Source organism: Herbaspirillum sp. AP02 (genome assembly GCF_015767275.1).
Classification (GTDB): Bacteria; Pseudomonadota; Gammaproteobacteria; order Burkholderiales; family Burkholderiaceae_D; genus Herbaspirillum.
Window position 1 is genome coordinate 278,326 of the sequence record NZ_JADWMY010000001.1, and the last position, 14,103, is coordinate 292,428.

Annotated in this window: 10 protein-coding genes; 9 read left to right on the top strand and 1 reads right to left on the bottom strand. The window is 57.3% G+C overall.

All coding sequences use genetic code 11. The annotated features are described in order from the left end of the window. The first annotated feature begins 101 nt into the window (after positions 1–101). From I5R65_RS01175 to map, 5 genes are all read left to right on the top strand, one after another. Positions 102–1,085 carry a DUF1852 domain-containing protein gene (locus I5R65_RS01175; protein WP_196871912.1) on the top strand — a complete coding sequence of 328 codons (984 nt, stop codon included), beginning with the start codon at positions 102–104 and terminating at the stop codon, positions 1,083–1,085. 40 nt (positions 1,086–1,125) lie between these two features. Next, a complete protein-coding gene (locus I5R65_RS01180) occupies positions 1,126–2,154 on the top strand; it encodes a methionine synthase (protein WP_196871913.1) in 1,029 nt (342 codons plus the stop codon). Positions 2,155–2,206: 52 nt separating this feature from the next. Further along, a complete protein-coding gene (locus tag I5R65_RS01185) occupies positions 2,207–2,776 on the top strand; it encodes a flavin reductase family protein (RefSeq protein WP_231395029.1) in 570 nt (189 codons plus the stop codon). A 93-nt stretch (positions 2,777–2,869) separates the two neighbouring features. Then, complete coding sequence (locus I5R65_RS01190) at positions 2,870–3,082, top strand: ParD-like family protein (protein WP_196871914.1); 213 nt, start codon at positions 2,870–2,872, stop codon at positions 3,080–3,082. Continuing rightward, positions 3,079–3,849 (top strand): type I methionyl aminopeptidase, encoded by a 771-nt coding sequence (gene map, locus I5R65_RS01195; RefSeq protein WP_196871915.1) that lies wholly within the window; start codon positions 3,079–3,081, stop codon positions 3,847–3,849. Before I5R65_RS01190 ends, map begins: the two co-directional genes overlap by 4 nt. A gap of 277 nt (positions 3,850–4,126) precedes the next feature. Here map and I5R65_RS01200 read toward each other — a convergent pair whose 3' ends face one another. After that, positions 4,127–6,739 (bottom strand): autotransporter domain-containing protein, encoded by a 2,613-nt coding sequence (locus I5R65_RS01200; RefSeq protein ID WP_196871916.1) that lies wholly within the window; start codon positions 6,737–6,739, stop codon positions 4,127–4,129. Between the two features lie 167 nt (positions 6,740–6,906). Between I5R65_RS01200 and I5R65_RS01205 the strand changes: the two genes are divergently transcribed. The 4 genes from I5R65_RS01205 to I5R65_RS24405 all read left to right on the top strand — a co-directional run bounded on the left by I5R65_RS01205 (position 6,907) and on the right by I5R65_RS24405 (position 14,078). After that, a complete protein-coding gene (locus I5R65_RS01205; RefSeq protein ID WP_196871917.1) occupies positions 6,907–8,805 on the top strand; it encodes a sensor histidine kinase in 1,899 nt (632 codons plus the stop codon). Continuing rightward, positions 8,790–9,488, top strand: coding sequence for a response regulator transcription factor (locus I5R65_RS01210; protein ID WP_196871918.1), 699 nt, complete (start codon positions 8,790–8,792; stop codon positions 9,486–9,488). Before I5R65_RS01205 ends, I5R65_RS01210 begins: the two co-directional genes overlap by 16 nt. A 727-nt stretch (positions 9,489–10,215) precedes the next feature. Further along, positions 10,216–12,045 (top strand): diguanylate cyclase, encoded by a 1,830-nt coding sequence (locus tag I5R65_RS01215; protein WP_196871919.1) that lies wholly within the window; start codon positions 10,216–10,218, stop codon positions 12,043–12,045. Between the two features lie 290 nt (positions 12,046–12,335). Next, positions 12,336–14,078 (top strand): methyl-accepting chemotaxis protein, encoded by a 1,743-nt coding sequence (locus tag I5R65_RS24405; protein WP_196871920.1) that lies wholly within the window; start codon positions 12,336–12,338, stop codon positions 14,076–14,078. The last annotated feature ends 25 nt before the right edge of the window (positions 14,079–14,103 follow it).

Sequence of the window (14,103 nt, forward strand, 5' to 3'; positions counted from 1 at the left end):
TAATGGATCAATGAGATCATTTCACTTTTTTTCATGGATGACTGGGCATAAGATTCGCTTCGAACATCGTCACCACCAGGACGGCCAGGGGCTGAATCATCATGACCAAAGAATTTGCATTTGCCATCAAGAGCATCCACTTCGATGAGGACTATCGTCCTTCCGAAAACACGCGCATCACCACCAACTTCGCCAATCTGGCCAGGGGGGAAAGCCGCCAGGAGAACCTGCGCAACACCTTCTGCATGATCGACAACCGTTTCAATGCCCTGGCGCATTGGGACAATCCGGCAGGCGACCGTTATCACGTCGCGCTGGAGATCGTCTCGGTCGAAATGATGGTCGCCGGCCAGGCTGCTGCCCAGGGGCTCCCCCTGATCGAGATACTGAAGACGACGATCATCGATCAGAAGACCGGCGAACGTATCGCCGGGATCGTCGGCAACAACTTCTCCTCCTATGTGCGCGATTACGATTTCAGCGTGGTCCTGCTGGAGCGCAACCGCAACCAGCCTGTCTTCAGCGCTCCCGAGGATTTTGGTGACCTGCATGGACAGCTGTTCAAGTCCTTCGTCGAGTCGGACGTATATCGGGCGCATTACGACAAACCGCCGGTCATCTGCCTGAGCGTCTCCAGCAGCAGGACCTATCGGCGCACCGAGAACCGGCACCCGGTATTGGGTGTGGAATATTTGCAGGACGAGTATTCGCTGACCGATGAATACTTCGGCAAGATGGGCATGCAGGTGCGCTATTTCATGCCGCCCGACAGCGCCGCGCCGCTGGCATTCTATTTCTCCGGCGATCTGCTCGGGGACTACACCAACCTGGAACTGATCAGCACCATCAGCACGATGGAGACCTTCCAGAAGATCTACCGGCCCGAGATCTACAACGCCAATTCGGTTGCCGGCAAGTCCTATCGGCCCAGCCTGAAGCACCAGGATTATTCGCTGACCCGCATCGTCTACGACCGCGAAGAACGCAGCCGGCTGGCGGTGGAGCAGGGCAGGTTTGCCGAAGAACACTTCATCAAGCCTTACCAGGCAGTCCTGGCGCAGTGGTCTGCCCATTACGCCCATTGATTGCCCGCACGGATTCATACAACAGAACAGGTCATCCAACGTGAAAAAACTCTTACCTACCTCCACCGCCGGCAGTCTGCCCAAACCTTCCTGGCTCGCCGAACCCGAGAAGCTCTGGTCACCTTGGAAACTGCAAGGCGAAGAACTGCGTGACGGCAAGCGCGATGCCTTGCGCCTGTCGCTGCAGGAGCAGGTTCATGCCGGCATCGATATCGTCAGTGACGGCGAACAGACGCGCCAGCATTTCGTGACCACCTTCATCGAACACCTGGATGGGGTTGATTTCGAGAAGCGCGAGACCGTGCGTATCCGTGACCGCTACGATGCCAGCGTGCCCACCGTCGTCGGCGCCGTCTCGCGCCAGAAGCCGGTCTTCGTGGAAGACGCCAGGTTCCTGCGCCAGCAGACCGGGCAAACCATCAAATGGGCGCTGCCTGGCCCCATGACCATGATCGACACGCTCTATGACGCCCACTACAAGAGCCGCGAAAAACTGGCCTGGGAATTCGCCAAGATCCTCAATCAGGAAGCCCGGGAGCTGGAAGCGGCCGGCGTAGACATCATCCAGTTCGATGAGCCGGCCTTCAATGTCTTCTTCGACGAAGTCAACGACTGGGGCGTGGCCACGCTGGAACGCGCTATCGAAGGACTGAAGTGTGAGACCGCCGTCCATATCTGCTACGGCTATGGCATCAAGGCCAACACCGACTGGAAGAAGACCCTGGGATCGGAGTGGCGGCAATACGAGGAAGCATTCCCGAAGCTGCAACAGTCCGGCATCGATATCGTCTCGCTGGAGTGCCACAATTCGCGCGTTCCCATGGACCTGATCGAACTGATCCGTGGCAAGAAGGTGATGGTCGGCGCCATCGATGTCGCCAGCAATACCATCGAGACCCCGGAGGAGGTCGCCGACACCCTGCGCAAGGCACTGCAGTTCGTTGATGCCGACAAGCTCTATCCTTGCACCAACTGCGGCATGGCGCCCCTGGCGCGTGACGTCGCCCAAGGCAAGCTCAATGCACTTACTGCTGGTGCGGAGATCATTCGCCGGGAACTGGCGAGGTAAGCCTACCTGCCCGGACGGTGGCCGCAGCGGTGCGCGGTGGCCGTCCAGGCTGATGCTGACTTTTTACATCCGTTTGGGTAACGGTGTTCCCAAGCTGCATTCCCGTTCCATCATGTCATTGACCAGCACAAGCATCGACCCATTGCGTTTTCGCGAGGCGCTCGGGTATTACGCCTCCGGCATCACGGTGATTACCTCGCTGGTAGAAACCGGACCGATCGGCTTCACTTGCCAGTCGTTCTACAGCGTGTCGATGAACCCGCCGCTGGTGTCCTTCAGCGTCATGTCCAGTTCGGCCAGTTATCCGGCAATCCGGCGGGCAGGGCGCTTTGCGGTCAATATCCTGGCCGCCGATCAGTCGGATATTTCCAGGCAGTTCGCCCGCCGCGGCGACGACAAGTGGCAGGGGGTGGATTGGCAGGCCTCGCCCCTGGGCAACCCGATCATTGCCCGCAGTCTGCACTGGCTGGATTGTCGGCTTCATGCCGAACATGTCGCTGGCGATCATCTCATCGTCATCGGCGAGGTGCTTGCCATGGAGCAGCAAAAGCCGGCAGGCGCACAGCCATTGCTGTATTTTCGCGGGCAGTATCGGGGCATCGCAGAACCCATGGACGCCTGAACGCCGACGCCAGGAAGGCGTACCCAAGTGGTTGACCTGCTTTTTCATATGAATATATACTTCGTATATAAATCATATATATACAGGTCAACCATGGGTATTGTGAACATCGACGACGACTTGCACGACCAGATCCGCAAGGCCACAGCGGTATCGTGCCGCTCCATCAATGCGCAGGCGGCTTTCTGGATCAAGATCGGCGTTCTGGCCGAGACCAATCCCACACTTTCCTTCAACCAGATCATCGCCCGCGAATTGCAGGAGGCAGGCGTGGTCACGCCCAGTGTCAGAGTGACGCCGACATGAAGAAGCGCCCCGAAGAAATCGCCCTGTTGGCCGAATCGGGCAGGCTGCTGGCCAGCGTATTCAGCGGGCTGGATCAGCTAGAGCTTGCCGGCATGTCCACCATGCAGGTCAACGACTGGGTTGACCGTTTTATCGTCGACGAGCTACGGGCGCGGCCGGCCAGCAAAGGCCAGTATGGCTACGCATTCGCCCTCAATTCATCGCGCAACAAGGTGATCTGTCATGGTGTGCCGTCGGAAACGGAGATCCTGAGGGACGGCGACATCGTCAACTTCGACATTACGCTGGAGAAGAACGGCTACATTGCCGACTCCAGCAAGACCTACCTGATCGGAGCGGTCACGCCGGAAGCCCGGCATCTGGTGCAGATCACCTATGAAGCCATGTGGAAAGGCATCCATGCCGTGCGGCCAGGCGCGCAGCTTGGCGATGTTGGCTATGCCATTCAACGCCACGCTCATCGTCACGGTTTTTCGGTGGTCCGCGAGTTCTGCGGCCATGGCATCGGTCGGGAAATGCACGAGCCGCCGGAGGTACTGCATTGGGGGCGACCGAAGACAGGTATCGTCCTGCAGGAAGGAATGGTATTCACCATCGAGCCGATGCTGAACCAGGGCCACCATGCCTGCCGCACCGAAGAAGATGGATGGACCGTGGTGACGGCCGACGGCCAGCTGTCTGCGCAGTTTGAACATACGGTGGCGGTGACCAGGAAAGGCGTGCAGGTGTTGACGTTGCGGCCGGGAGAAAGCTTCATTTCAGCTTGAGCTGGAATGTCGATAACTTCCTAATCTTGGTAGTTCAGGGAGTTGTTGCGAACCTATTTTCTGTTCTTAGCCCCGTTGTATAAGGGTTTTAACTCCTCTATATGTTTTTCAAGTGTTGATGTCGCTCCTCCTGAGAAGGCACGACAAGCGTATCACTTCATCGCCAGCCCCTGGTCCAGCCCGAGGGGTTCACTCCAAAAGTGGGTCAGCTTTCAATGCGATTCAACAGCAATGCCATGACTTGCGGCCGCGGCCATGCGAAAGGCCGCTGCACGCGTCAGAATTGTTTGCGCAGACGCAGACTCAATGCCTGCGACAAATAACGTGATGCCGCCTGCAGGTCATAGCGCAAGGAAATGCTCAGGCTGTCGCTGCGGATCAGATTGGCGCCGAGGCGTAGTTCGGCCGTATCCTGGACAGGAGAAGCGCCGACGATCATGAAACGGGTTTCCCCCAAGGTATCGGCCGCAAAGTTGGCGCTGGTGGCAGCGCGGCCTCCATTATATTGATGTGTCCACATCAATTGCGCGAACGGCAGCAGATCACCGTATTCGGTCTTCAACACCCGCTCCAGCTTGCCGCCCAGGCTGCTGCGCAGGGCGTTGACGTGAGTGCCGTCTATCGACAGCGCGGCGCCGTTGCCGCCCGACTCCGTGTAGCCATCCTGCTTTTGATAGCTGTAGCTGAGCGCCGCAATCGGCGTGGCCGTGTAATTGTTTGCCAGCGTCAGCGGATAACCAAATTCGGCGCGGGCGACGTATTGCTGCCCGTTGAAGCGCCCGTCCGCCTTGCCGGAGAAACCGGTAAACGAAACCATGCGTGATGTCGTGTACTTTTGCAAGTTGGCGCTGGCCGACAGATTCACGTACCAGGGATTACCGGTGTAGCCGGCATAAGCGATCAGGCCGTAGGAATTGACATGGGATGAGTCGCCGCGCAGATCGTCCGCGCCATCGACTGCGGTATTGCTATAGGAGAATGCGCCACCGGCACGCCAGCTCTGGTTCAGACTGCGATCTACCCCCAGCACCAGGCCGCCATAGGACGAGGCATAGCCACTGACCGAGTCGCGCATGCCCTGATGTGCATGGCCGCCATAGAACTGCCCCCATGCAGCCGGATCGGCGCTGCTTTCGCCGGTAGCCACGCCGCTGCTGGCGGCGGCAAAGCGCATCGCATCCACATGCGAGCCGACCACATTGAGCGCATCGAAAGTCGCAGTCGAGGTGGCGTCGCCGGCACTGAAATTCTGCGTCGGCGCCAGTTGAGCGCCGACGCGATTGGCTTCGGCGCTGCTGCCTATGGCAAGCGAGGCGTTATAGAGATCGAGCAGGCCGGCCTGTATGCCGGTGTAGCGTTGCAGGCCACCGAGAACGGCGATGGCGGTTGGTGTGGTGGGTGCGTTTGTCGCGCTGGGGCCGGACAGAGACAACACCAGTGCCTGGTTAGCTCCATCGGCTTGCTGCGCGGCGGTTACCGTGCCGCGATAGCCGCTTGCGCTGAATCTGCCGTTGACGGTGTCGTAAGAGGAAGATGAATTGCCTTCAATCACCACAAACCGCTGGCCGTTGGCAAAGGCATAGCCGGTGCTTGTCAGCACCACCGCAGCGCCGCTTTGCAATGTGGCGGTACCCGTCACTGAGAGACGGCCGTAGCCGGTATCGGCCAGGAAATTACCGTTGACGCTGGCGCCGCTGCCGACATTGCTGGTCAGCGTGCCGGACCCCGTCTGCACATAGTTGCCGGTAATCGTCATGAGATTGGCAACGGCCAGGTTGCCGGAGTTGATCATGCTGTTGCTGCCGACATTGACATTGTCATTGAGGAAGATATTGCCGCCGGCGAGCACCAGATTGGACTGTGTGTTGGTGATAGTGCCGACGGCGTTGGTGCTGGTGTCGTAGCCGGTCAATGTGCCGAAGCTGCCTGCAACGGTGGCGCCGGTGATGGTCAGCGCGTTGGTGGAATTATTGGCGATGTCCCCAGCAACCAGGCCGGCGTTGGCAATCGTGCCAATCAGGCCGTTGTTGTTCTGGATCGCCAGAGACGCGCCGCTGATGGTACCGTCGCTGGTATTGTTGATTAGGGTAATGGTGGCCAGGGCGCCGTTATTGGTGATACCGATGCCGGTACTAGACGTGATTCGGCCGCTGTTGGAAAGCGTGCCGATCGATGAGGCCGTACCAGCGATGGAATTGTTGTAGATGCCATGCTGGCCGCCGCTGATGCTGCCGCTGTTGTTAAGCGAGCCGATCGTCCCGCCCGCGCCCCAGTTGTAGACGCCGTTGGTGCCGCCCGTGATGGTGCCGCTGTTGATGAACGTATTGATCACATTGTCGTTGCGTACGCCGGCAAAAGAGGTCCCCGTTATCGTGCCGCTGTTGTCGAACGTGCCTATCGTACCGCCGCTCGTATTTTCAATGCCGTAGGTGCTCCCAATAATGGTGCCTTGGTTGGTCAGCGTGCCGATTTGTCCGTTGTTGCGGTTCTGGATCCCGGTTTGGCTCTCGATGAAGTTGAAATTGTTCAGGGAGCCGATTGTGCCTTGGGAATTGTTGATGGCGCTCGCGCCGGTGAGCGAGGAAATTGTGCCACTATTATTCAACGTGCCGATGGAGCCTTGGAAAACTTGAACACCGGTGCCGCCAGTGATCGTACCGCCACTATCGACCTGGATCAGATTGACGGAAGCGCCCGTGCCGACGTTGATCGGGCTGCTCGTGGTGCCGGAACCGACGATGGTGTCAGCATAAACCTGCGCCGCCGATGCGGTACCCAACAGCAGGATCGCCGCGCTGATCGCCTGCGCCAGCGGCCGCGTTTTCAATGCCGGCGTATCTGTACGTTTGAAGACGGCCGGGTTTAAAGCGTTTGCTTTGCTGCGATTCATCGATCCCTCTCCCACATTTTGACTTGTCATTGGTCTGTGGCGAGCAGGGTAGCAAATGCCTTTTTTCAAACCCTTCAAAACCCTTCATCGCGTATCGCTTCGTATCTTTTTGCAACAGTCGCAGTGCACCGTGCATCGGCCGGATTGAATCTGACATAATCGCCGCCATGGCTCATTCCTTCCTTGTCCGCCTCGCCTACGTTCTTCTGTTATGCGTCGGCATGCAGTTGAGCGGGAATGCATATGCAAAAAACGAGGAAGCCCCGGCCGTGCGCGAACTGGCTGTGCTGCTCGATCCGTATGGGACAGAAACCATACAGACTGTCACCCGGCCCTCGCGCGCAAGCGATTTCATTGCCGCTCCCCACGGTTTTTCGGCCGGCTATACGCGCCAGGTACACTGGCTTCGCTTCACACTCATGGCGCCGCCGCCGGCGCATGATGGCAGCCGGCGTTTGCTGGTCGAGTTTTACCCGCCATATCTGGACAAGCTGGAGGTATTCATACCGCGCGCCGACGGAATAGGTTTCGATCCCTATTTGCATGGCGACCTGGTTCCTTTCTCCGCCCGTTCGATCCACCATCGCGCTTTCGTGCAAAGCGTGGATTTCCCCGATGCGCAACCGATGCAGCTCTACGTCCGGCTCCAGACCACCAGCAGCTCGGTGGTCGGCATCAATGCGCTTACACCGGATCGGTTTGTCGAAGACACCGCGCGCGAATATGCGGCGCTTGGCCTGTTCTTCGGCTTGCTTGCGGCCGGCATGCTGGCCAATCTGCGCAATCCGCTGCGCGCCGATCCGCTGCAACGCGCTTTCCTGATCCATCTGGCCGTCACCTTCTACATGCTGTTCGCCATCAATGGTTTGCTGGCCGAATATGTCTTTCAGGACTCCGCCTTTTGGGCCGATCGCGGCACCTCGATCGGCGCCATCCTGGTGGTGACATCGGCCACCTACTTTTATAGCAAAGTGCTCGACATGGCGCGGGCGGCGTTCTGGATGCGCGCCATCTATCGCATGGTAATGTGGCTGGGCATCGCCATCCTGCCGGCTCCCTTCATCGACTTTTATCCGGAAACGCAACGCGTCCTGATTTTCGGCGCTTTGCTGGTCGTGCTTATGGGGATGTGGCGCGCCATGCAGTTGTATCGTCAGCAATCCTTGGGCAGCCTGCTGATTGTGCTGGCGCTGGCGTGCAGCCTGCTGGGCGCATCGGCGGCCACGCTGACTTTGCTGGGCGTGCTGCCGGGACAGTTCTGGTTTATCAACAGCTATACCACCAGCACCTTGGGCACCTTGGCGGCGCTGCAAGCCTATTTCATGCTGCGTGCACGCCAGGCCGAAAAGAATTTGCAGGATGCCAGGATGGAAGCTGCCCGCACCGCTGCCACGGCGGAAATGGAGAGGGCGTCTCGCGAGGTCCAGCGGCGCTTTTTGGCCATGCTCACGCACGAATTGAAAACTCCGCTGGCTGCGCTGCGCTTGTGTCTGGGCCAGATTACTCAGACCGGACGTTTGCGTGACCATGCGGAAAACGCGATCGAACAGATCGATTCGGTCATTGAGCGCAGTGACCTAGCCAGCCGCTTTGACGACGGCCGTCTGGAGATCACCAGAGTCCCCTGTAGCCTGCATGAACTGGTCGTCGAACTGGTTATGCAGCGCAACGACAGCGAACGAATCCGGCTGGAACTGCCGCACCCGGAACCACTCGTGCTGCAAACCGATCCGGTCTTGTTGAAAACCATATTGGATAATCTGATCAGCAATGCCCTGAAATACTCGCCCGGACAGAGCGAGATCAAGGTGTTGGTATCCCGTCATACACAAGCGGGCCAAGCTGGCATCGCCATGCGGATGGAGAACCAGGTTGCCGGCGATGCCATGCGGCCGCTCCCGGAGCAAGTGTTTACGAAGTACTATCGCGCACCTTATGCACAACATAGCAGCGGCTCCGGCCTCGGCCTGTATCTGGTGCGCGGCTTAAGCAGCATGCTGGGCGGTACGGCATGCTATCTCTCCGATCAACCCAACGTGGTTTTTGAAGTATGGATTCCAGTCTGAAAATTCTTGTCATTGAAGACCACGACACTTTGCGTGAAGTAGTGCTGGAGACGCTCGTCAACCAAGGCCATCAGGTGACCGGCGTCGACAGCGCGGAAGCGGTCGAATCGCTGGCGGCCACCGACGACTACGACCTTGTCGTGCTGGACCTGCAATTGCCGGGCGAAGATGGCCTCAGTCTGGCCCAGCGCCTGCGCCAGACCAAACCGAATATCGGCATCATCATGATGACGGCGCGCGGACTTACCAAGGACAAGATTGCCGGCTATACCAGCGGCGCCGATCTCTATCTGACCAAACCGGTACAACTAGAAGAATTGTGTGCGGCGACCCTGGCCGTCGGCCGCCGCGTCAAAAACCAGGAACCCGCAAGCGTTGCGGTTCTGAATATGCAACGTATGGTGCTTACCGACACCAATGGCAACGACATCGCGTTATCGCCGCAAGAGTCGCGCACGCTATCAGCCCTGATTCTGGCTCCCGGCAAACGGCTGGAAAACTGGCAACTGATCGAACTGCTGGGGAAATCGCTAGAGGCCTATACCAAGGCCGCACTGGAAATCCATATCGTGCGCCTGCGCAAGAAACTCAGCCTGGTCAGCGAGATACCGGCACACGTGACACCGATCCAGGCTGTCCGGGGCTGGGGTTATCAGCTGTGCGTGCAGATCATCCTCGAATAGGCCTCGTGCGGTCGTGCTGGAATCTGCCGCGATCTGTCATGTAAAGATCCTCGCGTGAACTTTCGCACATCGAGCTCCACTCCAAAAGTGGGTCAGATTTCAATGCAATTCAACAGACTGTCGTTGCTGCTGTATTTACTCAACTTCTTCCAGCGGCATTACCCTAGGCGTGGAGTCTTGCGTGCTACCGAGCACTTCGGCTAAGTATAAATTCAATGCTTGACAACTCCCGGTTTTAAGAAGAGCTACGAACTTTGCCTGGTCTGTCACATGCCAAGAATCCTTCCGCCATATGCCCGTCAATAGCTCGACATCCGGGCCTCTCTACACCTTCTACGCTGGACGGGTTCGTGCGCATCAAAAACGCGTCCATTGATGCTGTTTTCTCGGCACTGTCCAGTGACAGCAGATTCAAGACCATTTCCGCACCCTCGCTGCATGTGCGCTCGGGTGCGTCGGGACGGTTCTCAGTGGGTCAGGATGATGATGCAAACCTCGCCGGCGGCAGCTTCGTCCTGGGACGCATTCAGGCATGCGCCGCAGGAGCTGCCGGGAGCATTCGTTGGCCAGCTGACCGAAGAACAGGGCAGGGGACATTAAGACAGAAGCCTCACCCCGCTAGTCGGGGCGGCGCTATTCATGCTGAATCGGACCCTGTCAGGCCTCTTAAAGGCTAACCGTTTTTCAGGGGCCTCTTACATCGTGAAAAAGTGTCATTCCGATATGAATGCAGCTTTCCCTCGGCAAGATGACGTCTAGAAGATATTATTTGTCAGATGATGTTTTCAATCTGATAAATATTACGCCGTTGGGAGCGGCAACGTCGTTCATGCTCGGAATACGCAAACCTACATTACGGCAGCAATTTCTGATGGCACTTGCGGCAATTCTGTTGCTCAGTGCTGTCGTCAGCTATCAGTTCTTTAGCTGGTATCAGGAGGATGTGACGCAGACTCTGGGGTTGCGCCTGGTTGAACGCAATGTTCTGTATGAGAAGAGCAGGCTGTTGACGCTGATCTCCAAGGAAATAGCTCTGACCCAAAAAATGGCCAGTTCGCCCGTTCTCAAGCAATGGATTGCGGCGGAATATGATCCGGTCGCCCGCAGCGCGGCGCTGGCCGAACTGGATGACTATCGCAATTTTTTCCATGGTCGTCGCTATTTCTTTGCTATCGAACAATCCGGTAACTATTACTTTAAAGAGAACGGTAGTACCGAGCCGGCGCAACAACCGCGCTACACCTTGCACAAGGACGTAGTGAAGGATGGCTGGTTTTATGCGGTCCTGGCAAAAGTGAAAGATGTGCAATTGAATGTGGAAACCGATTATCACATTCAGAAGACGCTAATCTGGATCAACGCTGTAGTACACGACGAACAGCAACGTCCTATTGCCGTGGTAGGAACCGGTCTTGAATTGTCAGAAGTGTTGCGCAGCATGGAGACCGCTACGACCGACACCGAGGGAGAGAATATTTTCATCGATGCGGCCGGGGCAATTCAGTTGCATCCGAACTTACGCCTGATTGATTTTGCCTCTATCCGTAAATCCCAGACCGGCGAGGCGCAAAGTACGGTCTTTGATCTGTTTACCAATTCAGCCGATCGGAACAACTTGCACAAGCTCATGGCGGAGCTGAAGCTCGGTAAGCGGACCACGGCTTCCTGGAGCGCACACATTGGTCGCAAAACGCAGATGGTAGCGTTGGCCTGGGTACCGGAAATTCAATGGTTTGTCGTATCGATTATCGCGCCTTCGGCGGCGATGTCGTCAGCCCATTTTCCTTCCGGCGCATTGTTGGTCGTGGGCATTTTTATTGTGGCCCTGGTAGCGGCCGCCGTCTGGTTTGAAAGGGAACTTCTACGCCGCCTCGTACGCCTGGACAAAGCGGCGCAAGACGTCGCGAAAGGCAATTTCGCCGTACAGCTGGAAGATCGCTCCGAGGATGAAATTGGACGGGTGACTAAGACTTTTCTAGCAATGTCAAACCGCATCGAAACCTATACGGATGACTTGCTTCGGCAAGTGGCTGAACGCACGGCCGAGTTGCAGGAAAAGAATCGCGAACTGGAAACCCTGTCCATGACGGATTCGCTGACGGGACTCGCAAACCGGATGCGACTGGATGCGTTGCTGCAATTGCAGATGACAAGTTGCGAGTCCCAACAGACCTGCTTTTCGGTGATCCTGATCGACATTGATAAATTTAAATGTGTCAACGACACCTACGGCCACCAGACTGGTGATGCAGTGCTGATTCAATTGAGCCGTCTGTTCGAACGACATATGCGCGCGCTGGATGTGGTCGGGCGATGGGGTGGAGAAGAGTTTTTAGTGATTTGTATCGGGGCCAATAGCAATGAGGCGCTCACCATCGCCAACAGGCTGCGGCAAGCAATGGCTGCATATGAAATCGCCGTGACCGGCCCGAAGACAGGCAGCTTTGGCGTAAGCACCTATCAGCCCGGGGATAGCATGCAATCGATGATTGGCCGGGCGGACATGGCGCTTTACAGGGCCAAAGAGGCTGGCCGCAATCGTGTGGAATCGTGCTGAGAAGATGAACTCAGTATTGTCCAGCTAGGAAGATGCCAGCCACTTTTCTCTTACTTTCCCAGATACGTCTTTTTGGCCAAGTAGGTTCACGAAACGCATCAATGAGGACGTCACGCATCCGTTGTACGTTTAAGGGGAAAAAGTGCGCGTCGGACAAAAAGCGTTCACTACTAGTCGTTCTCTTCGCTGGCCAGCGCCTTCGGGCCATTCGTGAAAACAAGCAAGAACTGGTCCTAAAGTGTTGGCGACATTGCGCCGTTATACGAGGACCATCAGAGGGAGAGGGGTTCATGGATTTCACACATTTCAAAGTCCAGACGCGGCTTTATATCGGTTTCGGAATTGTCCTGGCGACCTTGTCCATCGTCGTTTGCGTGGCCGTGCTCAAGCTAAGCGGGCTCAATGACGTGCTGACCCAGAATGGCGACTACGGCACGCAAGAAATCAGCGCGATTGCCACGGGAATCGGGAAGGCACAAGGGTCGGTCATCAGTCTTCAGCGGCTGATTACCAATGATGATCCGGCACGCAAGGCGGCTGAAAAGAAGGGCATCGAGGAAAAACTCGATGTCTACAAAAGCCAGATAAAGACGCTGCGCACGCTCTACGAGTCCGATCCGAACGTGAGCGATCAGGAACGCCAGATGCTCAAGCGTATAGGTGAATTTGCCAATGATGCAATTCCCAAGGTAGAGAAAGTGGCGCGGCTCGGGATCGAAGGCGATGCGGCAGCGACCAAGCAGGCGATGATTGAGGCCGGCTTGTCCTTGCAACCATGGACGGACGAGTTGGGCAAGTTGCGCGATGTCATCGTGAGTAAAAATATCGCGGCGGCCAAACAGGCTCATGCAGATTACTTTGCTGCTCGCAGGCTCTTGTTGATCGTCGCAGGCTTTGGCCTGCTCGTCTCGCTTATGCTGGCCACGCTGATCGCACGCAGTATCCAGCGCCAGCTTGGCGGCGAGCCTGGCGAAGTCGCTTCCATTGCGTCTCGGGTGGCCGCAGGAGAACTGGACATTGAGGTGGCACTGAAGAATGGTGACCGCTCGAGCCTGCTCTATTCGGTGGCGCAGATGCGTGAGCAACTTGCTGTGATCGTCGGCAAGATTCGCACGGCAACCGACAGCATCACCAACGGTTCCACTGAAATTGCCCGGGGAAACTCCGACTTATCGGCACGCACGGAAGAGCAGGCGGGCTCCCTGGAAGAGACCGCTTCGGCAATGGAGCAATTGACTTCAACGGTGAAGCAGAATGCCGATAATGCGCGTCAGGCCAACAAGCTAGCCGAATCGGCATCGGGTATCGCCGTCGAAGGCGGGCAAGTCGTCGGCAAGGTGGTGGAGACGATGAATTCCATCAACGAATCCTCCAAGCGGATCGTCGATATCATCAGCGTCATCGACGGCATCGCCTTCCAAACCAATATCCTGGCCCTAAACGCGGCAGTGGAAGCGGCCCGTGCTGGAGAGCAGGGGCGAGGCTTTGCCGTGGTCGCCTCGGAAGTACGCGGTCTGGCGCAACGTTCAGCGGCTGCGGCCAAGGAAATCAAGGTCTTGATCAACGATTCGGTGACCAAGGTCGATGCCGGTAGCCAACTGGTGAGCCAGGCGGGGACGACCATCGGTCAGGTGGTCGATAGCGTCAGAAAGGTGACCGATATCGTAGGCGAGATCAGTTCGGCCACGCAGGAGCAAAGCGCCGGCCTGGATGAAATCAATCGCGCCATCGCCCAGATGGATCAGACTACACAGCAGAACGCGGCGCTCGTGGAAGAGGCCGCCGCGGCTGCGGAATCCCTGAAAGACCAGGCGCGTATCCTGGCGCAGGCGATGAGCGTATTCCGACTCGGTGCAAAGGCGGTGTCACCGTTGACGCCGACCAAGCGCGCTGTCAAGCCTCATGAGCCTGTCTCCGTCAAACCGCGTGCTACGGACGAGCCGCGTATTGCCGAAAAAGCCAAACCGGTCAAGCGTCCCGAGTTGATCGGCAAGACTCCCGAGAAGGACGGAGATAACTGGGAGCAGTTTTGATGTGGTGCTGTTTCTGAAAAATCTG